The organism is Streptomyces ortus (genome assembly GCF_026341275.1).
GTDB lineage: Bacteria > Actinomycetota > Actinomycetes > Streptomycetales > Streptomycetaceae > Streptomyces > Streptomyces ortus.
Map to the genome: position 1 here is coordinate 7,516,395 of NZ_JAIFZO010000002.1, position 23,007 is coordinate 7,539,401.

General features: G+C 72.0%; 20 protein-coding genes. 7 read left to right on the top strand and 13 right to left on the bottom strand.

Annotated elements, in window-relative coordinates:
* Positions 1 to 77: 77 nt before the first annotated feature.
* On the top strand, positions 78 to 353 hold the full coding sequence (locus K3769_RS35895) for a hypothetical protein (protein ID WP_267030396.1): 276 nt from the start codon (positions 78 to 80) through the stop codon (positions 351 to 353).
* Positions 354 to 425: 72 nt separating this feature from the next.
* On the opposite strand, the gene K3769_RS35900 is transcribed toward K3769_RS35895, so the two are convergent.
* The 3 genes from K3769_RS35900 to K3769_RS35910 form a co-directional block, all read right to left on the bottom strand.
* Positions 426 to 1,388 carry an SDR family NAD(P)-dependent oxidoreductase gene (locus tag K3769_RS35900; RefSeq protein WP_267030397.1) on the bottom strand — a complete coding sequence of 321 codons (963 nt, stop codon included), beginning with the start codon at positions 1,386 to 1,388 and terminating at the stop codon, positions 426 to 428.
* Between the two features lie 314 nt (positions 1,389 to 1,702).
* Positions 1,703 to 2,368: an HAD family hydrolase gene (locus tag K3769_RS35905; protein ID WP_267030398.1), complete on the bottom strand. Its 666-nt coding sequence runs from the start codon at positions 2,366 to 2,368 to the stop codon at positions 1,703 to 1,705.
* Positions 2,369 to 2,419: 51 nt separating this feature from the next.
* The gene (locus K3769_RS35910; protein ID WP_267030399.1) at positions 2,420 to 3,457 is read right to left on the bottom strand and encodes a PHP domain-containing protein; all 1,038 of its coding nucleotides are present in this window, start codon (positions 3,455 to 3,457) and stop codon (positions 2,420 to 2,422) included.
* Between the two features lie 101 nt (positions 3,458 to 3,558).
* On the opposite strand from K3769_RS35910, the gene K3769_RS35915 reads away from it, so the two are divergent.
* On the top strand, positions 3,559 to 3,795 hold the full coding sequence (locus tag K3769_RS35915) for a hypothetical protein (protein ID WP_267030400.1): 237 nt from the start codon (positions 3,559 to 3,561) through the stop codon (positions 3,793 to 3,795).
* A 380-nt stretch (positions 3,796 to 4,175) separates the two neighbouring features.
* On the opposite strand, the gene K3769_RS35920 is transcribed toward K3769_RS35915, so the two are convergent.
* The 4 genes from K3769_RS35920 to chvE all read right to left on the bottom strand — a co-directional run bounded on the left by K3769_RS35920 (position 4,176) and on the right by chvE (position 8,516).
* Positions 4,176 to 5,447: an RICIN domain-containing protein gene (locus tag K3769_RS35920; RefSeq protein WP_267030401.1), complete on the bottom strand. Its 1,272-nt coding sequence runs from the start codon at positions 5,445 to 5,447 to the stop codon at positions 4,176 to 4,178.
* A 180-nt stretch (positions 5,448 to 5,627) separates the two neighbouring features.
* Positions 5,628 to 6,116 carry a VanZ family protein gene (locus K3769_RS35925; protein ID WP_267031688.1) on the bottom strand — a complete coding sequence of 163 codons (489 nt, stop codon included), beginning with the start codon at positions 6,114 to 6,116 and terminating at the stop codon, positions 5,628 to 5,630.
* A gap of 459 nt (positions 6,117 to 6,575) precedes the next feature.
* Positions 6,576 to 7,226, bottom strand: a complete 651-nt coding sequence (locus K3769_RS35930; protein ID WP_107019525.1) for a DUF4230 domain-containing protein — start codon at positions 7,224 to 7,226, stop codon at positions 6,576 to 6,578.
* A 198-nt stretch (positions 7,227 to 7,424) separates the two neighbouring features.
* Positions 7,425 to 8,516 (bottom strand): multiple monosaccharide ABC transporter substrate-binding protein, encoded by a 1,092-nt coding sequence (gene chvE, locus K3769_RS35935; RefSeq protein WP_267030402.1) that lies wholly within the window; start codon positions 8,514 to 8,516, stop codon positions 7,425 to 7,427.
* 222 nt (positions 8,517 to 8,738) lie between these two features.
* On the opposite strand from chvE, the gene K3769_RS35940 reads away from it, so the two are divergent.
* Together K3769_RS35940 and K3769_RS35945 are read left to right on the top strand one after the other, a co-directional pair.
* Positions 8,739 to 9,059: a hypothetical protein gene (locus K3769_RS35940; RefSeq protein WP_267031689.1), complete on the top strand. Its 321-nt coding sequence runs from the start codon at positions 8,739 to 8,741 to the stop codon at positions 9,057 to 9,059.
* A gap of 125 nt (positions 9,060 to 9,184) precedes the next feature.
* Complete coding sequence (locus K3769_RS35945; RefSeq protein ID WP_267030403.1) at positions 9,185 to 9,772, top strand: DM13 domain-containing protein; 588 nt, start codon at positions 9,185 to 9,187, stop codon at positions 9,770 to 9,772.
* A gap of 20 nt (positions 9,773 to 9,792) precedes the next feature.
* Here the strand turns inward: K3769_RS35945 and K3769_RS35950 are convergent, their stop codons facing one another.
* Positions 9,793 to 10,173 (bottom strand): anti-sigma factor antagonist, encoded by a 381-nt coding sequence (locus tag K3769_RS35950; protein WP_267030404.1) that lies wholly within the window; start codon positions 10,171 to 10,173, stop codon positions 9,793 to 9,795.
* 371 nt (positions 10,174 to 10,544) lie between these two features.
* On the bottom strand, positions 10,545 to 11,495 hold the full coding sequence (locus tag K3769_RS35955; RefSeq protein WP_267030405.1) for an NADP-dependent oxidoreductase: 951 nt from the start codon (positions 11,493 to 11,495) through the stop codon (positions 10,545 to 10,547).
* 70 nt (positions 11,496 to 11,565) lie between these two features.
* Between K3769_RS35955 and K3769_RS35960 the strand changes: the two genes are divergently transcribed.
* The gene (locus K3769_RS35960; protein ID WP_267030406.1) at positions 11,566 to 12,636 is read left to right on the top strand and encodes a GlxA family transcriptional regulator; all 1,071 of its coding nucleotides are present in this window, start codon (positions 11,566 to 11,568) and stop codon (positions 12,634 to 12,636) included.
* A 114-nt stretch (positions 12,637 to 12,750) separates the two neighbouring features.
* On the opposite strand, the gene K3769_RS35965 is transcribed toward K3769_RS35960, so the two are convergent.
* From K3769_RS35965 to K3769_RS35980, 4 genes are all read right to left on the bottom strand, one after another.
* Positions 12,751 to 13,323 carry a TetR/AcrR family transcriptional regulator gene (locus K3769_RS35965; protein WP_267030407.1) on the bottom strand — a complete coding sequence of 191 codons (573 nt, stop codon included), beginning with the start codon at positions 13,321 to 13,323 and terminating at the stop codon, positions 12,751 to 12,753.
* The gene (locus tag K3769_RS35970; RefSeq protein WP_267030408.1) at positions 13,320 to 13,682 is read right to left on the bottom strand and encodes a DUF1304 domain-containing protein; all 363 of its coding nucleotides are present in this window, start codon (positions 13,680 to 13,682) and stop codon (positions 13,320 to 13,322) included. Before K3769_RS35970 ends, K3769_RS35965 begins: the two co-directional genes overlap by 4 nt.
* A gap of 172 nt (positions 13,683 to 13,854) precedes the next feature.
* Positions 13,855 to 15,123 carry a PucR family transcriptional regulator gene (locus K3769_RS35975; protein ID WP_267030409.1) on the bottom strand — a complete coding sequence of 423 codons (1,269 nt, stop codon included), beginning with the start codon at positions 15,121 to 15,123 and terminating at the stop codon, positions 13,855 to 13,857.
* Positions 15,124 to 15,230: 107 nt separating this feature from the next.
* The gene (locus tag K3769_RS35980) at positions 15,231 to 16,682 is read right to left on the bottom strand and encodes an MFS transporter (RefSeq protein WP_267030410.1); all 1,452 of its coding nucleotides are present in this window, start codon (positions 16,680 to 16,682) and stop codon (positions 15,231 to 15,233) included.
* A gap of 311 nt (positions 16,683 to 16,993) precedes the next feature.
* On the opposite strand from K3769_RS35980, the gene K3769_RS35985 reads away from it, so the two are divergent.
* Together K3769_RS35985 and K3769_RS35990 are read left to right on the top strand one after the other, a co-directional pair.
* Positions 16,994 to 18,838 (top strand): fatty acyl-AMP ligase, encoded by a 1,845-nt coding sequence (locus K3769_RS35985; protein ID WP_267030411.1) that lies wholly within the window; start codon positions 16,994 to 16,996, stop codon positions 18,836 to 18,838.
* A complete protein-coding gene (locus tag K3769_RS35990) occupies positions 18,835 to 22,998 on the top strand; it encodes a beta-ketoacyl synthase N-terminal-like domain-containing protein (RefSeq protein ID WP_267030412.1) in 4,164 nt (1,387 codons plus the stop codon). The genes K3769_RS35985 and K3769_RS35990 overlap by 4 nt, the downstream gene beginning before the upstream one ends.
* Positions 22,999 to 23,007 lie beyond the last annotated feature (9 nt).

Here is a 23,007-nt window from a genome sequence, read left to right on the forward strand (position 1 = left end):
TCCTCCCGGCAGGTACCCGCACCCTGGCCGACAAGGGATCTCCGTCCCACGGGGCCCGACGAGGAGGGGAGCGCACCGTGAGTGAATACGGGACCAGGACGCCCGAGGAGAACGAAGGACCCGTCCCCCGGGACCTGCCGGACCAGCTGGTGCAGGAGGGCGAGGACCCCTGGGACGTCGTCACGCCGCCCGAGACGGGGCGGGGCGAGGACACCGAGGGGGACGGCGGCGCACCGGCGGAGCCGGACCCCGAAGTCCCCGACACCGACGAGGCGGGCACCGGCCGGCAGGGCGACCCGGGCACGAGCACGGTCCACCCCGAGGACCCCGAGCCGGAGGAGTCCCCCGCGTGAGCCCGTAAGGGCGTGCTCGCGTGCCTGAGCCATGGAGCCGCCGCGGTGCCTTGAGTCGCCGACGGCCCCGTCTCAGGCGAAGGCGTCGACCCCCGTGAGTTCCGCGGACAGGGCCCACAGCCGGGCCGCGGACGCCGGGTCGATCGCGTACTCGCGTACCCCGGTCCGCGCACCGTCGGCCGGGGCGAGTTCGGCGATGTCGCAGTCCTCGCAGTAGACGCCGCCCATGCCGGACAACTGCGGGGAGGTCGCCGCCCACACCTGGGTGGCCGCGCCCTGCTCGGGGGTCTTGAAGCCCTCCGGGTTCAGCGGCACGCCGTTCTCGTCGATCCAGCCGCGCTCGACCATCTCCTGCCGGGGGAGGTGGCGCTGGAGAGGCGTGAGGATGCCGCCCGGGTGCAGCGCGAAGGCCCGTACTCCGGAGTCCTTGCCCAGGGCGTCGAGCTGTACGGCGAACAGGACGTTGGCCGTCTTCGCCTGCCCGTACGCCTCCCACTTGTCGTAGTCGCCGTGGTTCCAGTGCGGGTCGTCCCAGCGGATGTCCGAGGCGTGGTGGCCCGTCGAGGACACCGAGACGATCCGGGCGCCACCCGGGGCGATCGCCGGCCAGAGCCGGTTGACCAGGGCGAAGTGGCCCAGGTGATTGGTCGCGAACTGCGCCTCCCAGCCGGGCCCGACCCGCGTCTCGGGGCAGGCCATGATCCCGGCGTTGTCGATGACGGCATCGATGGTGCGGCCCGAGGCGAGGAACCGCTCGGCGAAGGCGCGCACGCTCTCCAGGTCGCCGAGGTCCAGCTCGTCCACCTCCACGCCCCCGATACCGGCGACCGCCTCCTCGGCGACCGCCCGGCGCCGGGCGGGCACGACGACCTCGGCACCCGCCTCGGTGAGCGCGCGCGTCGTCTCCAGGCCGAGCCCCGAGTATCCGCCGGTGACGACGGCCAGCTTGCCCGTGAGGTCGATACCGGCGAGTACGTCGTCCGCGGTGCTGTGCCGGTCGAACCCCGAACCGATCTTGTGCTGTGCAGTGGTCATACGGACGACGCTACGGACTGGAGCGCTCTCGAAGTCAAGCGACGCCCAGGGGAGGAGGGGAACGGTATGCGGAACGGGAAAGGCCCCGACCGGACGGGGGAATCACGGTCGGGGCCGTCTGTGGGTGGCCACGGATGGCGGTCGCCTCTCGGCGGAGTGCTCCACAGGGCTTCAGCCGAACGATCTTCCCTGTGGGCGGAAGGTGAGGCCCGGGGACACTGTCCCATCCGCACCCACAGCTGATTTAACGGGAAACTACTGACGGGTGTTCCCAGGTCGGGATGGTCTCAGTCGTGATCTGCGTCACGGCCCGGTCAGCTCCCCGTCGGCAGCGGACTCCTGGCCAGTGACGCCAGCAGATGGGCCGGGTCCCGGTAGACCGAGGTCGCCCCGGCCTTCTCCAGATCGGCGCGCGGGATGCCGCCGCACAGGACTCCCACGCACAGGACACCCGCCTTGCTGCCCGCGCGCATGTCCCAGACCGTGTCACCGACGAAGAAGGAGTGCTCGGCGGAGGCCCCGGCGAGTTCCAGGGCGTGCTCCACCGGATCGGGCGCGGGCTTCCCGGCGTCCACGTCGTCGGAGCTCGCCGTCGCCCTGATGACGTCGTCGGCGTCGATGGCCTTCCGCAGCGCCGCCAGCTCCGCCCCGCCGGCCGAGGTGGCGAGCACGACCGTCCAGCCCTCACTGTCGAGGCGTCGCAGCAGGTCACCGGTGCCGGGGAACGGGCGCAGCCGCTCGAAGTACGTGCCGTAGACGGTCTTGTGGGCCGCGCTGATCGTGTCGTCCTGCCCGGTGTCCCGCTCCTCGCCCAGCAGATGCGCGATCAGGTCGTCGGAACCGAGACCCACCGCCCGGTGGACGTCGTGCATCGACACATCGTGCCCGGCCTGTCTGAACGCCTCCCACCAGGCCGTCACATGCAGATGGTTGGTGTCGACAAGAGTGCCGTCCACATCGAATACGGCTGCCCGCTCCATGCCTCGTCCCTTCGCCGCGGTGTCGCGTTGTCCAGGTATCCCAGTACCGCGTCACCGGGTCCGTACGCCCTCGGGAGTCACCCGATCCCGCGTCCAGGCCAGCAGGTCCCGCGCCGGCCAGGTGGTGACCACGCGCTCCGGCGGCACCCCGCACTCCTCGGCCCGCGCGCATCCGTAGGCCTGCCACCCGAGCTGCCCGGGAGCGTGCGCGTCGGTGTCCACGGAGAACAGCACGCCCGCCGCGACCGCCCGGCGCAGCAGCCGCCGCGGTGGGTCGAGCCGTTCGGGGCGGCTGTTGATCTCGACCGCCGTGCCCGACTCGGCGCAGGCGGCGAACACGGCGTCCGCGTCGAACTCCGACTCCGGCCGCCCCCGCCCGGTGACCAGCCGCCCCGTGCAGTGCCCCAGCACGTCCGCGTGCGGATTCCGTACGGCGGCGACCATCCGGCGGGTCATCGCGGTCGCGTTCATCCGCAGCTTGGAGTGCACCGACACCACGACGACGTCGAGCCGTTCGAGCAGTTCCGGGTCCTGGTCCAGGGATCCGTCGTCGAGGATGTCGCACTCGATGCCGGTGAGCAGCCGGAAGGGGGCCCAGCGCTCGTTCAGCTCCGCCACCACCTCCAACTGCTCCCGCAGGCGTTCCGGGGACAGGCCGTGGGCCACCGTCAGGCGCGGCGAGTGGTCCGTGAGGACCGCCCACTCGTGCCCGAGCCGCGCCGCGGCGCGCCCCATCTCCTCGATGGGGCTGCCGCCGTCCGACCAGTCCGAGTGCAGATGGCAGTCGCCGCGCAGCAGGGCCGCCAGACGCTCGCCGCCCCGGACGAGGGGCTGCGCGGCTTCCTGCTCCAGTTTCTCCAGATAGCCGGGCGGCTGTCCGGCCAGCACCTCGCGCACCACCTGCGCGGTCTTCGGTCCGATGCCCTTCAGCGACTCCAGCGACCCTTCGGCCGCCCGCCGGGCCACCTCGTCGGCGGGCAGCTCCGTGACGACGCCCGCCGCCGTGCGGAACGCCTTCACGCGATAGGTGGGGGCCTGGGACCGCTCCAGCAGGAAGGCGATACGGTCCAGCGCCTCGGCCGGGTCCATGACTCAAGCGTGGCCCAGCCGGGCCGACTGCGCACGGCAGCCGACCGACACCGCCGCCCCGGCAGGCTTATCCGCGGCACGCGTGTGGAACCGGTGGGATCATGACTGAAATCGCCAGCCCTCACATCTCGTACCCGCGGATCACGGTCCTGGGCGTGCAGCCCGGGGATCCGCCCTTCCGCATCATGGAGATCGACGGCGCCGTCGTCGGCGAGGCCAGGAGCTTCACGGACGTCCTGGTGGCCGCCGCGGCGTACGGCATCCCGGTGCACGACGCCGACGACCCGGCCGTGGTCCGCTGGGTCGGCGGGGACAAGCTCACCTGGCATCCGCGCTAGCGGTGTACCGGCGGACGACGCGTCCGGGCCGGCGGTGCGTCCGGGCCCACGGCGTGTCCGGGCCCACGGTGCGGCCGGGTGAATCCCGAACGGTCCGCGAGGGGGCGCGTCGGGTTCCGCCTTTCGCGCCGTGGTGAGCCGTGGCGGGTGGTGCGACCCCGCGCATCCGCGGATCGTGCGGGCGGGCACGGCCGTGCATGGGGCCGTCCGCGCCAGGGCATTTTGATCTTGCGGTGCGCGGGACCCGAGGAGGGGAGTGGCACGCCCGTCACGGACGGACGTGCCGCGTGACATACGGGCCCGAGCGGGCACCGTACGAACGACCGGAGCCGGGCCGGGTGACCCCCGGCCCGGCTCCGTCGCAGCTGGACGCGCCCCTGTCAGCCGACCGTCCACTTCTGGTTGGCCGCTCCCGTGCAGGTCCACAGTTGCAGCCGGGTGCCGTTGGCCGAGTTGTTGCCCGTGACGTCCAGGCACTTGTTCGCCTGCGGGTTCACGATGTCGCGGGCCCCGCTGACGACCCACTGCTGGGCGGGTACGCCCGCGCAGTCCCAGAGCTGGACGGGCGTGCCGTCGGCCGTGCCGCCCCCGGCGGCGTCCAGGCACTTGCCCAGCGCCCGGATGGTGCCGTCCGAGCCCACGCTCCACTGCTGGGCCGCGGTGCCGTTGCAGTCGTAGAGCTGGACGGGCGTGCCGTTGGCGGGATTCGCGCCCGCCACGTCGACGCACTTGCCCGCGAGGCCCTTGACGGCCGAGCCGCTTCCGGAGCTCTCGCCCGTCGTCACCTTCACCTCGTCCACGACGAGCTGCTTCGGGAAGGTGGTCGAGCCGTCGGGGTCGCCCGGCCAGTAGCCGCCCACCGCGAGGTTGAGGATCAGGAAGAACGGCTTGTTGAACACCCACTGTTTGCCGCCCAGGTCGGCCGGGGTGCGGGTCTGGTAGACGGTGCCGTCCACGGACCAGGTGACCCGCTCGGGCGACCAGTCGACCGCGAAGGTGTGAAAGGCGTCGGCGAAGGCCTGGCCGCCCGGCAGCGTGTAGCCGGCGCCGATGCCGGCGGAGCCGGAGTAGCCGGGGCCGTGCAGGGTGCCGTGCACGGTTCCGGGCTCGAAGCCGACGTTCTCCATGACGTCGATCTCGCCCGAGTTGGGCCAGCCGACCTGGCCGATGTCGTTGCCGAGCATCCAGAACGCGGGCCACATGCCCTGCCCGCGCGGCACCTTCAGCCGGGCCTCGACCCGTCCGTAGGTGGTGGTGAACTTGCCGGAGGTGTTGAGTCGGGCCGAGGTGTACTCGCAACGCCCGTACCAGCACTGGTAGTTGTTCGGGTTTTCGCGGCGGGCCTCGATGACCAGGTGGCCCTGGCCGTCGAGCTTCGCGTTGTTGTTCCCGGCCGTGTAGTACTGCCGCTCGTGGTTGTTGACGTTGTCGCCGGTCTCGATCTGCCACTTCGAGGAGTTGGGGGCCGAACCGGCGGCACCGTCGAAGGTGTCCTGGAAGGTCACCGCGGCGGCGGCACTCGGTGCGGGGTCCGCCTGCGCGGGAGTTGTCCGTACCGGGTCCGCCTGTGCGGGTCCGACCGCGACGGATGCGAGGAGTACGGCGGACAGGGCGGCGAGAAGGTATCTGCGGAGCAGGCGTGGCGAGTCCACGACGTCTCCCTTCCGTACGGCGATCCCCGTGGGGGAGGGGCCGACTGAGGTGGGGGGTGCGCGCTTCGACTCTTGATTTAAGAAGTGAAGTAAGGGGCGCGTCAAGACTCTGGTACAGACCAGCTGTTCACACCCCGCGAACTCCCCGCCCAGCCCCCGGACGGCTTTCCCCCGGGGGCCTCAGGCAGCGGCGGCCTTGCGGTCGCGGCGCCGCGGATGCACGGCGCGGCTCATCCGACGGCCCAGGAGCAGATACCCGATCAGCGCACCGGAGGTGTTGAGGATGACGTCGTCGATGTCGAAGGCGCGTCCGGTGATGAACGTCCCCTGCACCACCTCGACGAGCAGCATGGCCAGGGCGGTCAGCAGGGTCACCCGCAGGATGCCGCGCGCCTTGGGCACGAGAAGGGGCAGCAGCAGGCCGAAGGGGATGCCGAGGACGATGTTGCCGCCGATCTGCTTGACCGCGTCCCGCAACTCGGGCTGGTCGAGGTAGGCGCGCAGGGAGCGCCCCGGGTGGATGTTGTTGTGCGTCAGCGCTTCGGAGGCCGGCGACGGCTGGAGCGTGAGCTTGGCCAGTACGGCGGCGAAGGCCACCATCGCGGCGAAGGCGAGGACGACGACGAGGAAGCGCACGACCAACGGGGGCCGGCGTCGCTCGCGGACCACCTTCGAGGACGGCGGGCGCGGTGGCTTGGACGACGCTTTGCGGGGCGCTTTCGAGGACGGCTTCTTGCTCTTCGCCTCGCTCTTCGCCTCGCTCTTCGCCTCGCTCTTCGCGCCGAGGCGAAAGCGCGGCTTCGTGGTGCGGGAGTCCGTCTTCTCGGGGCGCGAGCGTGACACGGAGCGGAGACTGAAGGCGGTACGGGGACGTAGCGCTTCGCGGGCCATGCAATCCTCCAGTTTGAGACTGCGGTGTGGTGGAACCCGCATACCCTTTGATCGGTCGAAGATGCCGCTGTATCAGGCCCGTTCGGAGCATCCGGGCCACGACGTGAACGCGCCCGCGAGCTGCGCTTGGGGCTGCTCGCGGGCGCGGTCGTGCACGGGAGCCGACCGGGCGGACGGCACCTCGTCGAGGGCTCAAGGCCTGTGTCAGGTCCCCGGCCGGGGACCTGACACAGGCTTTCAGGTCCCGTAGGTCACACGCACCTCCTTGAACCCGAGCGAGCCCAGCAGGCCCTTGAGCATGCTGGTGGTGTTCTCCTCCGCACGGGCGGTCAGTTCGCTGTCCTTCGCGGCGTCACCGATGTGCCGGGCGGCGAGCCGCTGCACGGCCCGCTCGTCGTTCGGATTGTCCGAGAACACATCGCCGAGCCGGTCGAGGAGACCGCGCTGCTTGGAGACGGCGTACGAGTGGTCGGGGTCCAGGGCCGGCTTGCCCAGGGCGGCATGGGGGAGCCTGAGCGTGGCCGATGTGCGGTCCTCGTTGACCTGCACATCCTTGTCGCGGATCTTTCCGAGGTCGACGTAGGAGTCGACGGTGCCCGCGCCCACGTAGAGGGTGCGGGTGCCCCGGACCGCGTCCGGCAGGTACTTGGTGTCCTTCTCCAGATCCACCACCACCTGGAAGTTGCCCGAGGCGGCGTCGTAACGGCTGATGTCCTGGATGGACTTGAGGAGCGTGGGCCCCGTCCGGTCATGGGTCTCCTCGCCGAACACGTCGCCCAGTCCGGGCAGCAGGCTCCACCGAAGACCGGCGAAGAGCACCGCCAGAACCAGCACGACGGCACTCACGACCTTCGCCCATCCGGGCACGCGCTTAAGAGACGTCGTCATGTGGACCGTCCTCCTTCTTCCTCCTTCCTTCTGCCCGCCAAATGCCGTGCCAGACAGTCACGTTGACGCGCACGGTCGTCTCCGTCCGTCGCGTGGGGGCGCACGGGGTCCCGCGGGACCGCACGCCCTCGGCCGGTCGCCGGTCACAGGACCGGGCCCGGCCCCGAGGGGGCGGGCCCGGCCGGGATCCCCCTCTCGCTAACTCAGTTCGTCCTGCGTGTACCACCCGCCACCGACGAGTACCTTTTCGTAGTTCGACCTGTCGACGCTCACCGGTTGCAACAGATAGGCAGGGACCACCTTTACGCGGTTGTCATAGCTTTTCGTGTCGTTGATCGGCGGCTTTTCCCCTTTGAGGCTCGCGTCGACCATTTTCGCAGCCACGTCGGCGAGTTTCCTGAGGTCCTTGTAGACGGTCTGTGTCTGTTCGTCGGCGATGATCGACTTGACCGAGGCCAGTTCGGCGTCCTGGCCCGTGATGACGGGCCACGGCTTGTCCGCCGTACCGTAACCGTCGGACCTCAGTGCCGATATGATGCCGATGGATATTCCGTCGTACGGGGAGAGCACGGCATCGATCTTGTCGCGCTTGTACGAGGAGGTGAGAATGTCCTCCATGCGTTTCTGCGCGGTCGCGCCGTCCCATCGCAGGGTGGTGATGCGATTCAATTCGGTCTGCCCGGACTTGACCACCAGAGCCTTGCTGTCGAGGTAGGGCTGCAGGATGCTCATCGCGCCCTTGAAGAAGTATCGCGTATTGTTGTCGTCGTTCGATCCCGCGAACAGCTCGATCGTGAACGGTCCTTTTTTCGAACCGTCCTTCAGGCCGAGCTTCTGGACGATGTATCGCCCTTGCATCTCGCCGACCTTCTCGTTGTCGAACGAAGCGTAGTAGTCGACGTTCTTCGTGCCCAGGATGAGGCGGTCGTAGGCGATGACCGGTACGTCCGCGTCGGCGGCCTGCTGGACGACGTTGTTCAGCGACTTGTTGTCGATGGCTGCGATCACTAAGGCCTTGACGTCCTGGGTTATCAGATTCTCGATCTGAGAGACCTGCTGATCCGGGTCGTCCTCACCGAAGACCAGCTTGACCTTGTAGCCCCTTGCCTCCAGCTCTTTCTTGACGTTCGCGCCATCGGCTATCCAGCGTTCGGAGGACTTTGTCGGCATGGCGACTCCGATGGTGGCGCCCTTGGCGTTGTCCTTGTCGTCTCCATCGTTGTTCTGCCCGCAGGCCGTGAAGGCCAGGGCGAGAAGCGCCACTGATGACATCGTCCTGATTTTCTTCATGCCGAGGCAACCCCTTTGCGTTACGCCTAGATGTGGAGACGCGTTGTGCTGCCCCGATTCGACTGTTCGATATATCGACAGCCGTTCGAGACTGCCGCGAACGTAGAAGGGCCCACCCGGAGTGTCAAGTGGATGGGCGACAACGTTTGCGGCTCGTGCAACGCACGTCGCCGTATCGACGTCTACCTCTGCGAGACGGCTATCGATCGGCTGGGAGAGCACATGGCGAAGAAGGACCGGACCACGGACGCGGCGGCGGAGAAGGACCGCGAGAAGTGGATGGCGCGTTTCCAGGTACGGCTGGCCATGCAGCCCGGCGTGGACCGGGCGGTCGTGCTCCAGGCGGTCAAGGAGGTCACGGCGCACTGCGCGGAGACGGGGGAACACCCGCGGGCCGCCTTCGGCGACCCGGACGCCTACGCCGTGCGGACCGCCGAGCGGCTGGTGCCGGCGGACCGGGCGGCGCGCGCACGGCGGCAGAACGCCCTGGTGGACGGGGTCGAATCCGTGCTGGAGAAGGCCAAGGGCATCACCGGTCTGTGACCGGACGGGCGACCGCTCCGTGACGTAAGGGTTTCGTCATCGGTCAACCCCGCCCGGAGGACGCTCCGTTCCGTTGAATGGGGAGCGGAACGACGAGGTGCTTCCGGAACGGGAAAAGGAGCGGCATGGGGCGCGTGCGGGTGGGGCCGTTGGCCATCGGGGTGTTGCTGACGGTGGTCGTAGGGGTGGGTGCCGGGCTGTTCTGGTTCCAGCCGTGGAAACTCTGGCAGGACGAGACGGTGACGGAGGCCCTGCCCGGGGTCGAGGAGCCCTCCCGGGTCCCCGAGGTGCCGCCCGGGACGTCCTCCTCGCCGTCGGCACCCTCCGGGACGCCCGCCACTCCGTCGGCGCCGTCAGGGCCCGTGACGCTGGCGAGCGGTGAACTGATCAGCCACGAGCACTCGACTTCGGGCACGGTGAAGCTCGTACGCCTCGCCGATGGCTCCCACATCGTCCGGCTGGAGAGTCTTGACACCAGCAACGGACCGGACCTGCGGGTCTGGCTGACCGACGCGCCGGTGAAGGAGGGGCGGGCCGGCTGGCACGTCTTCGACGACGGCAGGTACGCCAGCCTCGGCAAGCTCAAAGGCAACAAGGGCAGTCAGAACTACGCCCTGCCGAAGGACGTCGATCCCTCCCGCTACAGCAGCGTCAGCATCTGGTGCGACCGCTTCGACGTCTCTTTCGGCGCCGCCGAACTCGTCCGCGGCTGAGGCTTCGGGGCGGCCGGGCTCTACGAGTACTCCGAGGCGGCCTCGGGGCGCCCCAGCGCCTCCTCCATGCTCGACAGCGGCGGCATGACCTTCGCCAGTTCCGTTGCGCGCAGGATGCGCAGGGTCAGCGGATGGGTGCAGACCAGATGCACCTGTCCGTCCTGGGCGAGGACCCGGCGGCGGGCCCGGTACAGCAGCCGCAGGCCCGAGCAGTCGAAGAACTCGATGTGCCGCAGGTCGAGGACGACCCGGGCGCCCGGGAGTCCCGTCGCCGCGTCCAGCACCGGAATGATGTCCAGCGCGGCGAGTATGTCGATCTCGCCGTGGAACTCCAGCACGGTGTGCCCGCGCTCTTGGTGCACGCGCAGGTGCGGGGAGTGCGGCCCGGGTTTGTTGCGCACGACGACATCACCTCCAGCAGGGTCACCGGGGACCAGGGTGACGTCGTTCCGTGAGCATAGAGCCGACGTGGCGCAGCTTGAGCCCGCTCCACCGTCCCTCACCCTGCAAGTTACCCTCGTTAGAGGGAATTTCAGCATGTTCGATTGACATATGTCTGTCATTTAGGTGAGGTGCCGCGCCTTCAGCGCGCCCCGTGGTACGCCCCCGGGTGCGCGGACGGCGCCACTGAAGTGCGGGGGGTCGCGCGGCCGGCCCCGAGGGTGCGCAGGTCACGCCACCGGCGGCGCCCAGGGCACCGGAGAGGCCCCGCGGCATCGTCGCTGATGCCGCGGGGCCTTACGAAGAACCACCGTGAGAAGTACGGCGGGAACTACCGCACCTGAAGGACGAGCTTGCCCACCGTCCGCCCGGTATCGCCCAGCGCGTGTGCCTTCGCCGCCTCGGCCAGCGGGAACACCTCCGCGACCGTGGCGCGCAGCGTCCCCGCGGCGACGAGTCCGGCGACGGCGCTCATCCCGGCCTGGTCGGCCTCCACGAGTAGCTCGATCGCCCGTACCCCGAGCCCCGCCGCCTCCTCGGCGAGCGCCGGGGACCCGGACGGCAGGATCGACACCAGCAGCCCGCCCGGGCGCAGCGTGCGCAGCGACCGCGAGCGGTAGTCGCCTCCGACCGTGTCCAGGACGACGTCGACGTCCCGCACGGCCTCGGCGAAATCGGTCTCCCGGTAGTCGACGAGCTCGTCGGCGCCCAGCCCGCGCAGGAACTCGTGCTTCCCCGAGCTGGCCGTACCGATGACGTACGCTCCCCGCTCCTTGGCGATCTGGACGGCCAGGTGTCCCACCCCGCCGGCCGCCGCGTGGATCAGCACCCGCTGCCCCGGCCGGACGTCCGCCGTGTCGACCAGCGCCTGCCAGGCGGTCAGAGCGGCGAGCGGGACGGCTCCCGCCTGGATGTGGTCCACCTCGGCCGGCTTGGGGACGAAGGCCCGCGCGGGCGCGGTGACGTATTCGGCGTGCGCCCCTACGCCGAACGGGTAGGGCAGCATCCCGAAGACCTCGTCGCCCGGCCGGTGGATGGTGACTCCGATACCGACGGCCTCGACGACCCCGGAGACGTCCCAGCCGAGCACGAACGGCGGCTCGCCGAGAAAGTTGCCGTTCGCCCGGTGCTTCCAGTCGGTCGGGTTCAGGCCCGCCGCGTGCACCCTGACCAGCACGTGGCTCGGTCCGGGCGTCGGGATCTCCAGTTCCACCTCCTTGAGTACCTCGGGGCCGCCGAGGACGTCCTGACTGATCGCGCGCATCGTGTTCGCAGTGCTCATGCGTCTCAGCCTGCCCGGATTCGGCAACCCAGGAAATGGCGCGATTGCCATTGTTCGATAGGATCGTGCCATGCAGCAGGCCGAGACGCGGACGCATCCGCAGCTGGAGACGCAGACGTACTGCGGGGTACGCCCCGCGTCCGCCGGGCGGACGGGGGAATCCGCTCACTCCGGGCGCCAGGGGTACGAGGGGCGGGTGGAGCGAGTCGTCGTACTGGCCCTCGATGGGGTCTACCCCTTCGAACTCGGCATCCCCGCGCGGGTGTTCGGCTCCGCCGAGGGTCGGTACGAAGTGCTGACCTGCACCGTGGACGGGCGGCCGGTCCGCAGCAACTCGGACTTCTCGATCACCGTCGAGCACGGGCCCGACGTGCTGCGTACGGCCGACACCGTGGTGATCCCGCCCTTCGCGCTGACGGACCTCGGCACCGACCTTCCCGAGGCGGTGGCCGAGGCGCTTCGGGCCATCCGTCCCGGCACCCGGATCGTCTCCATCTGTACGGGCGCCTTCGTGCTGGCGGCGGCCGGGATGCTGGCCGGCCGCCGGGCGACCACGCACTGGCAGCTGGCCGGGCTGTTCCGGCGGATGTTCCCCGACGTGGACCTCGACGCGGATGTGCTCTTCGTCGACGAGGGGTCCCTCCTCACCTCGGCGGGGGCCGCGTCCGGCGTGGATGTCTGCCTCCATCTGGTGCGCAAGGACCACGGCAGTGAACTGGCCAACCGGGTGGCGCGTTCCTGCGTGGTGCCGCCCTGGCGTGACGGGGGCCAGGCGCAGTACATCGAGCAGCCCGTGCCCGGGCCCACGGCGACGAGTACCGCGGCGACCCGGCAGTGGGCGCTGGAACGGCTCGGGGAACCGCTGACGCTGGCGGAGTTGGCCGACCATGCGCGGATGAGTCTGCGTACGTTCGCGCGGCGGTTCAACGACGAGGTCGGGATGAGTCCCGGGCGGTGGCTCATCCAGCAACGGGTGGCGCGGGCGAGGCAGTTGCTCGAATCCAGTGATCTGGCGGTGGATCAGGTCGCCGGAGAGGTGGGGTTCGGGACGGGTGCGTCTTTGCGGCAGCATCTGCATGCGGCCATCGGGGTGTCGCCGCAGGCGTACCGCCGGACGTTCCAGGCGAGCCGCCGGTCCTGACCGGCGCGCCCACCGGGTCACCGCCACCGGGTCATGCCACGGGGGCTCCGCCCCCGGACCCCCGTTGCGCAGTTCCCCGCGCCCCCAAAAAAACGTGCGCAGTTCCCCGCGCCCCTACAGGGCGCCCGTCCCCTCCCACCGGACCGCGTGCAGTGCCACCAGTAGGCGCCATACCTTGTGGGCCGTTTCCTCCGGGGTGCCTTCCAGCAGGTTGTGGAGCCAGTCGGCCAGGACGCCCGCGAAGGTCGCGGTGACGGCGGAGGCGATCAGGGCCGCCTCGGGGGCGCCGGCGAGTTCGCGTTCCGCGCGGCTGCGGGCGCGCAGGTCCTGGTGGAGGACGCGGCCCAGCGGGCCGCCGCCGCCCGGCGTCAGCAGGGCGCGGTACAGCGGGGCGTGCGGAGGCAGGCCGGCGAAGAACGCGAGCAGGGCGTCAGGTGCCGACCTGGGATCGGGCCTGCCCCGCCACGCGTGCAGGGCGTCCACGGCATCGCGTACGACATCGGCGCAGGCGTCGACGGCCAGCGCCTCCAGGTCGGCGTAGTGCAGATAGAACGTGGCCCGGCCCACCCCGGCCGCGCGCACCAGCGACGCGACGCTCACCTCGGTCAGCGGCCGTCGGGCGCACTCGTCGAGGAGGGCCCGGCGCAGCTTGGCCCGGGTGCGCTCGGCCCGGGGGTCGGAGGTCACCGGGCGACGAGGACGGCGGCGAGGGCCAGCGCACCCGGCAGGGCCTGCGCGAACAGGATGCGCCGGTTCGCGGTCACCGTGCCGTACACGCCGGCGACCACCACGCACACCAGGAAGAAGACCTGGGCCTGGAACCCCGTCGGGTCGTCGGCGACCAGGCCCCAGACGAGCCCGGCCGCGAGGAACCCGTTGTAGAGACCCTGGTTGGCGGCGAGCGGGGCGGTGGCCCGCGCCATCCCGGGCTCGAACCCGTGCAGCCCGCGCCCCGGCTTCCGCTCCCACAGGAACATCTCCAGGACCAGGATGTAGACGTGCAGCGCGGCGACGAGACCGACGAGCACGTTCGCGAGTGCCTGCATGGGGGTGAGCTCCTAGGCGACCGGGATCGCGATCGGGACCGTGATCCTCATTCATCCTGGACGGCTGTCCAGGTTTCTTGGACGAGTGTCCACTATTTATGGACAGCTGTCCAGGAAGCTCCCCCGGGGGGCAGCCGTCGGCAGCGCCGCCGCGCACCACCAGGTCACCGCCCTACCGCTTCGGGGCGGCCCGCCGCAGGTTCAGCGCGCGCAGCGCCAGTTGCATCTCGAACTGGGCCGTCGGGTCGTGGAGCCGGTCGCCGAACAGTTCGTCCAACTGCCGCATGCGATAGCGGACCGTCTGCGGATGGACGGCGAGCCGCGCCGCGACCTCGCTCGCGTTGTGGCCGCACTCCAGCCAGGAGAGCAGTGTCTCCGCCAGCCGCTCCCGCTGCGGCAGCCGCACCCGGTCCAGGGGCCGCAGATGCCGGTCGGCCATCGCGTCCACCAGGGCCTCGTCACGGAACAGCAGCAACGTGGCCAGATGGTCCCGGCACCGCACCAGCCGCGTGTCGGGCAGCACACCCCGCCGGGCGAGGTCCAGTGCCTCGGTGGCCCACCGCAGCGACCTGGCCCCTTCCTGGAGCGCGACGTTGGGGCCCATGGCGGCCCGCAACCCCTGCAGCGCTCCCGCGACGGCCCGCGCCCGGCCGGGGCCCTCGGGGTCGGGCACCACCAGCACGGCGGGCCGCACGTCGAACCGTGCCAGGAACTCCGGCGGCACGATGGGCGGCGGCCCCGCGGCCCGTGAGCCGCGGTCGATGACGACCACGGCCAGCGAACGGGGCACCGGCCACTGCGCGGTGTGCGCCAGCTCGGTGAGGGCCGCGACCGACGCGGGCGGATCCACGATCAGCAGATCGATCAGCCGCGTACGCCGCTGCCGCAGCTCACCCGCCGCGTGCAGCCGCGCCTCCGTGTACCCGGTCGTCGTCGCGGCGGCCATCTGGTCGAGGTGCAGGAACAGGGCCTCGCCGAAGGCGGCCAGCACATGACGCGGCAGCAGATCGGCGTCGACCAGGGCGTTGATCCGGCGCCAGGCCACCCGCGCACCGAGACGCAGCGCCGACTGGAACGCGTCGAGACTGCGCCCTTCGTCGGCCTCGCCCCGGCCGATGCGCTGGTAGGTCGCCCGCACCGGCTCCCCGTCGCCGTCCGGCTCGGCCATCCGCTGCAGGAACCCCTGCAGGGCGTGCTCCACCCCCTGGTGCACGACCTGCATGTACGTGTCGTCCGTCGGCCGCGCGTACTCCGGGATCTCGGTCCTGATCGCCCGCACGACCTCTTCGGTGATGTCGGCGAAGAACGGCCTGAGCTGGTCGTGCAGACCCGAGGGGAACGACTTGAACGGGCCGTCCACCGCGTCGGCGACACCGGTGGCGGTCACCGCCGTCACCGCCGTCATCGTGGCCTCGCTCGCCGGTATGCGGAATCCGTTCACGCGGCGGCTCCTTCCGCACACGGGAAGTGGGGCACACCGACGTTACCCGCGCGGATTCCGCCCAGCTTCATCGCCGGCTGACAGAGACGCACCCGCGACTTGTCATTTCATGACAACGGGCCTTGTCCCTTCATGACAAGGGGAGTCCTGGAGCGCGCCACGGTCCGCCGTGGCCGCCGATGACGGCCGCGGCGCCGCAGCGTCAGCAACGTCACCAGCGCGCCCGCCAGTACGCAGCACGCCGCGATCCGCAGTCCCAGGTCGTACCCCGCCAGGAAGGCGTCCCGAGGGTCGGCCCCCGACCGCAGTTCGGACCGCTCGCGCCGGGTGAGGACCACACCCACCAGGACCACCCCGAACACCCCGGAGACCTCGCGCGCCGCGCTCACCAGACCCGTCGCCATGCCCATCCCGTCCTCCGGGACCCGGAGCAGGGAACGCACCGTCAGGGGAGTGGTGAGCGCGGAACCCCAGCCGATCATCAGCAGCCCCGGCTGCGGATCCCAGTAGCCGGCCCCCGCGCCCACGCCCGAGACGTACAGCAGGCCGACCGCCACCAGACCGAGGCCGCCCGCGATCGAGACGTGGGCGCCGAGCGCGCGGGCCGCCCGTTCGGCCACCGGCGTCCCGAGCAGCAGCGCGCCCGCCAGCGGCAGAAAGGCCAGCCCCGCCCCGGTGGGGGAGAAGCCCAGTACCCGCTGGAGATAGAGGGCGGTGAAGAAGAACACCCCGTTGACGCCGATGCCCCACAGCACCTGCGCGAGGATTCCGCCGGAGAGGAACCGGTCGCGCAGCAGCCGCAGTTCGACGAGGGGGCGCGCGGTCCTGGCCTCCACGAGGACGAACACGCAGGCGGCGACCGCCGAGACCGCCAGGCACTGCGGCACGGGCGCGGCGGTGAAGCCGTGTTCCTGGCCGTGCACGAGCCCGTACGTGAGCAGGTAAAGCGCGAGTACGGACAGCAGTACGCCGGGCACGTCGAGGCCGCGGCGGCGGGGCGCGGACCCGGCGGGCACGGCCGGCATCAGCAGCAGGGCGAGCACGCCGAAGGGGATGTTCAGCGTGAACACCCCTTCCCAGCCCCACCGTTCGGTGACGAAGCCGCCCACCACGGGCCCCAGCGCCAGGGCCACGGCCAGCGCCGCCGTCCACAGCCCGACGGCCGTCGAGCGAAGCCGGGCGGGCAGGTCCACCGCGATGACGGCCAGCGAGGCCGGGATGACCAGCGCTGCCCCGGCCCCCTGCACCGTACGGGCCGCTGTCAGCGAGCCCCCGCTGTCCGCGAGGGCGCACGCCGCCGAGGACGCCGTGAAGACGACGATCCCGGTGGCCAGCACCGGCCCGCGTCCGCACAGATCGGTCAGCCGGCCGCCGGGCAGCAGCAGTGCGCCGAAACTGAGCACGTAGCCGGCGGCCACCCACTCCAGGTCCGGGACCGTCAGGCCCAGTTCGCGCTGCACGGTCGGCAGGGCGACGTTGATGACCGTGTTGTCGAGCGTCGTGATGAAGCCGGTCAGGGTGAGCAGGGAGAACAGCGCCAACAGCCGTGCACGTCCCACCGGACGCTCCTTCCGCGTCGCACGGTCGGTCCGCACGGATTGTCGGCGGAGCGGGGGCGTCCGGGCTCTGGTCCGCGGCACGCAATCGGCTCCCCACTTTTGTCAGGGAACTGACAGAACGCGCGAGTCGAACTGTCAGCACGTCCTCTAACCCACCGGCGGCCCGCGGGCGGAACCTGGGGGACCGCTCCAAGCCGGTGCCCGCCCCACCGGGCACCGGCTCGGCGCGCCCCGAAGCACTCCGCCCCGAAGCGCCCCGCCCAGCTCCGCTCCCCCCGCCCAGCTCCGCCGCCGACCCTGTTGGAGCCGCCATGACCTCCGGAGCCGCCATGAACTCCGCCGGGCCCGCCGCCGACGAAGCCTCCCTCACGGACCATCTGCGGCACTGGGCCGAACACCGTCCCCAGCAGCGCGCCTTCAGCCATGTCGCCTTCCCGGACGGCGCTTCCGGCGCTCTGCACCGCACACTCGGCTGGCGGGCCCTGGACGCCCGGGCCGCAGCGGTGGCGGCCCGCCTCGCGACCGTCGCGTCCCCCGGCGACCGGGCCGCCCTCGTGTTGCCGCAGGGTCTGGACTACGTCGCCGGGTTCCTCGGGTGTCTGTACGCCGGCGTCATCGCCGTACCCCTCTTCGGGCCCGAACTCCCAGGCCACGAAGGGCGTCTCGCCGCCGTCCTCGCCGACTGCGAACCGGCCTGTCTGCTCGCCGGCTCCACCGCGACTCCCGCGATCCGCGACTTCGTACGGGACCGCCGGCTCCCGGACGTCCCGGTGATCCCCGTCGACCAACTCCCCTTGCGGTGGCACGAGTTGCGCCCAAGCGGGGACGGCGGCCGACCGGATTCGAGTCCGGTTTCGAGCGTGGAGCCGAGCCCGGATTCGAGTGCCGGGTCGCGCCCGGGGTGGAGTCCGGCAGTGAGGCCGCGGCCCGACGATGTCGCGTACCTCCAGTACACCTCCGGCTCCACCCGCACCCCGGCCGGCGTGATGATCAGCCACGCCAACGTCGTCGCCAACGCCCGCCAGGCACTGGCCGCGTTCGTCGCCGACCCGCGGACGAGCACGACCGTCGGCTGGCTGCCGCTCTTCCACGACATGGGGCTCGTCCTCAGCATCGCGGCCCCTGTCGTGGGCGGCTTCCCGTCCGTCCTCATGGACCCCGGCGACTTCCTCCGCGACCCCGCGCGCTGGCTGCGCCTCCTGGGTTCGTACGAGGGCACGGTCAGCGCGGCCCCGAACTTCGCCTACGACTACTGCGTGGCCCGCACGGCCCCCGAGGACATCGACGAACTCCGCCTGGACCGCGTACGGGTGCTCATCAACGGCAGCGAGCCCGTACGGGCCGGCACTGCGGAGCGCTTCCACAAGGCCTTCGCGCCCGCGGGGCTCGACCCCACGACACACTGCCCGGCGTACGGCCTCGCGGAGGCCACCGTCTTCGCGACCGCGAGCCCCCTCGACGAACCCCTCTCGGCGGTCGCCTGCCGGGCCGACGCGCTCGCGCGGGGACGGATCGAGGTGACGACGGCCGACGACGGGCCCGCGCGGCTCACCGTGCTCGTCTCGTGCGGCACCCCGGTCGGACAGGAACTGCGAATCGTCGGAGCCGACGGCGGCGCACTGCCCGCCGGGCACGTCGGAGAGATCCAGCTGCGCGGCCCCAACATCGGCCTCGGCTACTGGAAGCACGCCGGACTCACCGCCGAGACCTCCGGCTTCGGCGCGGAGGAGGACTGGCTGCGGACTGGCGACCTCGGCGCCCTGCACGAGGGGCGGCTGCTCGTCACCGGGCGCCTCAAGGACGTACTCGTCGTCGACGGGCGCAACCACTACCCCCAGGACATCGAGGAGACCGTGCAGTCGGTCGTCCCGCTGGTCCGCCGGGACCGTCTCGCCGCCTTCGGGGTGACCCGGTCCGAGGCTGTGGGCGAGGAACTCGTCGTGGTCGCGGAGCACCGCCGGGACGCCGACCCGACGGCGGACGATCTCCGCGCCGCCGAACACGCCGTACGGGCCGCCGTCTCGGCCCGGCACGGTCTGCGCCTGGGCGCGCTGCTGCTCGTACCACCCGGCTCCGTCCCGCGCACCAGCAGCGGCAAGGTGTCCCGCGCGGCGACGCGCAAGCGGTTCCTCGACGCCGGATTCGGGCCGCGATGAGCGCGTCGCGCACGGCGGTCCGCGCGCTGGTCGCCGAACGGCTGCACGGCTGGTACGGGCTGCCGCCGGACGAGCTGACCGACGACCGTCCGCTGGCCGAGGCCGGTCTGACCTCGCGGGACGCGCTGGCCCTGACGGCCGCGCTCGGCGCGCTGGCGGGCCGGCGGCTCCCCGACACCCTGCTGTGGGACGCGCCGACGATCGACGCGCTGGCCCAGCACCTGGCCGAGGACCAACCGACGACGACCCCCGGCCCGGCAACTGCCCCCACTTCCGTGTCCGTCCCCGTCCCCTCTCCCGGAGCCGCCGTCGCCGTGGCCGTCGTGGGCGTGGGCTGCCGCTTCCCCGGCGGTGTCACCTCCGCCGACGGGTACTGGCGGCTCCTCACCCGGGGCTCGGACGCCGTCGGCACCCTTCCGGCGGGCCGCTGGGACCCCTTCGTACCGGACCCGGCACAGCTCCCGGACGACGTGGTCCGGCACGGCGCCTTCCTCGGCGGGCTCGACGCCGTCGCCGGCTTCGACGCCGAGTTCTTCGGGATCCCGTCGCACGAGGCCACCGCCATGGACCCCCAGCACCGCATGCTCCTGGAGGTCACCCGCGAGGCCATGGACCACGCAGCCCTCTCCGCCGACGTGCTCGCGGGCACCCGTACCGGAGTCTTCGTGGGCATCAGCGGCAACGAGTACGCGCATCTCACGACCGCCGACCCCCGGGCCGTGGACGCCTGGACGGCCACCGGCGCCGCCCTGGGGGTCGCCGCGGGCCGCCTGTCGTACGCGCTCGACCTGCGCGGCCCCAGCCTGTCCGTCGACACGGCGTGCTCGTCGTCGCTGGTCGCGGTGCACCACGCCGTACGCAGTCTGATGTCGGGCGAGAGCGACACGGCACTGGCCGCCGGAGCGAACCTGCTCCTGACGCCCGCCGTCACCCTCGGCTTCCAGCGCGCGGGCGCCCTCGCGCCCGACGGCCGCTGCAAGGCCTTCGACGCCGCCGCCGACGGGATCGTACGCGGCGAGGGCTGCGGGGTCGTCGTCCTGAAACGGCTCACGGACGCCGAACGCGACGGCGACCGCGTCCTCGCGGTGATCCGCGCGACCGCCGTCAACTCCGACGGCCGCTCCAACGGGCTCACGGCCCCCAACGCCGAGGCCCAGCGCGCCCTCCTCACCGAGGCGCACACGACTCCGGGAACCACCGCTGCGGCGAGCGTCGACTACGTCGAGGCCCACGGCACGGGCACCGCCCTCGGCGACCCGATCGAGGCGAGCGCGCTCGGCGCCGTCCTCGGCCGTGACCGCGCCCCCGACCAGCCCCTCCTGATCGGCTCCGCCAAGACCAACCTCGGCCATCTGGAGGCCGCCGCCGGTATCGCGGGCCTGATCAAGACCGTGCTCGCCCTGCACCACGGCGAGATCCCCGGCCAACTCCACTTCACCCGGCCGGGACCGCACGCCGACCTCGACGCGCTCGGGCTGCGCGTGGTCACCTCGCCCGAACCCTGGCCCCGCTACTCGGGCACCGCCACCGCGGGCGTCTCGGCCTTCGGCTTCGGCGGCACGAACGCCCACGCCGTCCTCACCGAACACCACCCCGCCCGTACGCGCCCGACCGCGTCCAGTACCGCCGAGCGGCCGGCGTTGCTCCTGCTCGACGCTCCGACCACCGACCGCGTGCGCGCGTACGCCGGCGAGCTGGCTGCCTGGCTGGAGACCGCCGGCGGCCGGGGCGTACGCGACGCCGACCTCGCCCGTACCCTCGCGGGCCGCACCGGCCGCGGCCGGCACCGCGCGGCCCTGGTCACCCGCGACCGCGCGGAGACCGTCACCGCGCTTACCAGCCTCGCCGGCGGCGCCCCCTCGCCCCACCTGGTCACGGGCCACGGGGCCCCGGGCGGACCCGGGCCGGTGGTGTGGGTCTTCTCCGGCTACGGGTCCCAGTGGCCCGGCATGGGCAGCCGGCTCCTCGCGACGGAACCCGTGTTCGAGGCGGCCGTCGACCGCCTGGAACCCCTCCTGCGCGAGCACGCGGGCCTCTCCCTGCGCGCCGGCCTGCGCCCCGACGCCGACCTGTCGACCCCCGCCACCGTCATGCCCGTCCTGTACGGCACACAGGTCGCCCTCGCCGAACTGTGGCGGTCCCACGGTCTCGAACCCGCCGCCGTCATCGGCCACTCGCTGGGCGAGATCGCGGCGGCGGTCGTGTCGGGGGAGTTGGGCCCGGCGACCGGCGCCCGCATCGTCGCCGTACGCTCCCGGCTGCTGGCCCGCCTGGAGGGCGGCGCCATGGCGGTCGTGGACCTCCCCGCCGCCGGGATCGTGTCGGCCGCACGGGAGTTCAGGACCCTCCGGGTGGCCGTGCACGCCTCGCCCGCCCAGAGCGTGGTCACGGGATCGGCCGAGGACGTCGCGGGACTGGTCGCCCGGGTGACCGGGGCCGGCGGCTTCGCCCGTTCGCTGGGCGTGTCCGCGGCCGGCCACTCACCCGAAGTCGAGCCGCTGCTGCCGGAGTTCACCCGCGAACTGGACGGGATCCGACCCTCGTCGCCGAGCCGCCGCCGCTACACCACCGCGCTGGACGACCCCCGTGCCGCCGTTCCCTGCGACACGGCGTACTGGGCCGCCAACCTGCGCAATCCCGTCCACTTCACCCAGGCGGTGCGGGCGGCGGCCGAGGACGGACACCGGGTCTTCGTCGAAGTCGCCCCGCACGCCACGCAGTCGCATCCGCTCACTGAGACTCTGCGCGACGCGGGAGCGAAGGACGCGCTCGTGGTACCCACCCTGCGCCGCGGCACCGACGACGCCGTGGGCTTCCGCACCTCGCTGGCCACACTGCTCGTCCACGGAGTGCGCGTGACCCGGCCGCGGGAGGCGCCGGGCCCCGGGGGCCGCATCGTGGACGTTCCGCCGCCCCGCTGGCGGCACCGCAGGTTCTGGGCGGGGGAGGAGACACCGCCCGAGAAACCGCCGCTCCAGGCCGCGCCGAACCCCGCCCCGAGCCCGCTCGACCGGCTCCGGCTGTGCGTGGCCGGAGTGATGGGCCACGCCCCCGACCACCTCGACCCCGACACCCCGCTGACGGACCTGGGCCTGGACTCCCTCACCGCCGTACGCATCCGGACCGCCGTACAGCAGGAGTTCGACATCGACGTGCCTCCGGCCGTCCTCCTGAAGCAAGGAACCCTGAGAGCGGTCACCGACCTGCTGACCGCCGACGGGCGCCGCGAACCACGGGCAGGCGCCCCGTCAGAGGCGCGGGGAACGGCGCGGGCAACCACGACCCACCCGCACCCACCATCCCACCCAGGGGCGCGGGGAACGGCGCAACAAGCCACAACCCACCCGCATCCGCACCCCCGCCCGAACACCCTGCGCACCTTCCCCCACAACGGCGGAGCCACCCCCCTCTTCCTGGCCCACGCCGCAGGCGGTGACGCCACCGTCTACGCCCGCCTGGCCGCAAGCCTCGACGGCGACCGCCCGCTCTACGGGTTCGACCGGCAGGCGGACCCCGACGACGTGCCGAGACGCGCCGCGGAGTTCGCCCGGCGGATCAGGGAGGTGAGCCCCGACGGCCCATGGACGGTCGGCGGCTGGTCCTACGGTGGACTGGTCGCCCACGAGACGGCCGGGCTCCTCGCACCCCACGGCACCGTCCGCGCCCTGGTCCTGCTCGACTCCGTCCTCCCCCTGCCCAGCCGCCTGTCTCCGGGCGAACGCGCCCTGCGGCACTTCCGGGACTTCGCCGCGTACGTGGAGCGCACCTACGGCCGCGCGCTCGACCTGCCGTACGGCGAACTCGCCGGGCTCGACGACACAGGGCGGATCGACCTCGTCGTCAAGGTGCTGCGGGACTCCGTCGAGCTGCCGGAAGCCGTCCTCGAACACCAGCGGACCTCCTACCTGGACCTGCGCGGCGGCGAACGGCACCACCCCGGCCGGTATCCGGGCCGCACCCTGCTCTACCGCGCGACCGAACCCGCCCCGCACACCGTCCGCGACCCCCGCTACGAACGCGGGGACGCGACGCTCGGCTGGGACGCGCACTGCGCCGACCTGACCGTCGTCCCGCTGCCGGGCCACCATCTGTCGCTGCTCGACCCACCGGTCGTCGGCCACCTGGCCCGGCTGCTCACCCGCCATCTGCGGGACTCCTGACGCGGGACT

Bases quoted from the DNA above. Each gene is read 5' to 3' on its own strand.
- K3769_RS35900 (WP_267030397.1), bottom strand. From the start codon at position 1,388: ATGACCACTGCACAGCACAAGATCGGTTCGGGGTTCGACCGGCACAGC.
- K3769_RS35905 (WP_267030398.1), bottom strand. From the start codon at position 2,368: ATGGAGCGGGCAGCCGTATTCGATGTGGACGGCACTCTTGTCGACACC.
- K3769_RS35910 (WP_267030399.1), bottom strand. From the start codon at position 3,457: ATGGACCCGGCCGAGGCGCTGGACCGTATCGCCTTCCTGCTGGAGCGG.
- K3769_RS35915 (WP_267030400.1), top strand. From the start codon at position 3,559: ATGACTGAAATCGCCAGCCCTCACATCTCGTACCCGCGGATCACGGTC.
- K3769_RS35930 (WP_107019525.1), bottom strand. From the start codon at position 7,226: ATGACGACGTCTCTTAAGCGCGTGCCCGGATGGGCGAAGGTCGTGAGT.
- chvE (WP_267030402.1), bottom strand. From the start codon at position 8,516: ATGAAGAAAATCAGGACGATGTCATCAGTGGCGCTTCTCGCCCTGGCC.
- K3769_RS35940 (WP_267031689.1), top strand. From the start codon at position 8,739: ATGGCGAAGAAGGACCGGACCACGGACGCGGCGGCGGAGAAGGACCGC.
- K3769_RS35945 (WP_267030403.1), top strand. From the start codon at position 9,185: ATGGGGCGCGTGCGGGTGGGGCCGTTGGCCATCGGGGTGTTGCTGACG.
- K3769_RS35955 (WP_267030405.1), bottom strand. From the start codon at position 11,495: ATGAGCACTGCGAACACGATGCGCGCGATCAGTCAGGACGTCCTCGGC.
- K3769_RS35960 (WP_267030406.1), top strand. From the start codon at position 11,566: ATGCAGCAGGCCGAGACGCGGACGCATCCGCAGCTGGAGACGCAGACG.
- K3769_RS35970 (WP_267030408.1), bottom strand. From the start codon at position 13,682: ATGCAGGCACTCGCGAACGTGCTCGTCGGTCTCGTCGCCGCGCTGCAC.
- K3769_RS35985 (WP_267030411.1), top strand. From the start codon at position 16,994: ATGACCTCCGGAGCCGCCATGAACTCCGCCGGGCCCGCCGCCGACGAA.
- K3769_RS35990 (WP_267030412.1), top strand. From the start codon at position 18,835: ATGAGCGCGTCGCGCACGGCGGTCCGCGCGCTGGTCGCCGAACGGCTG.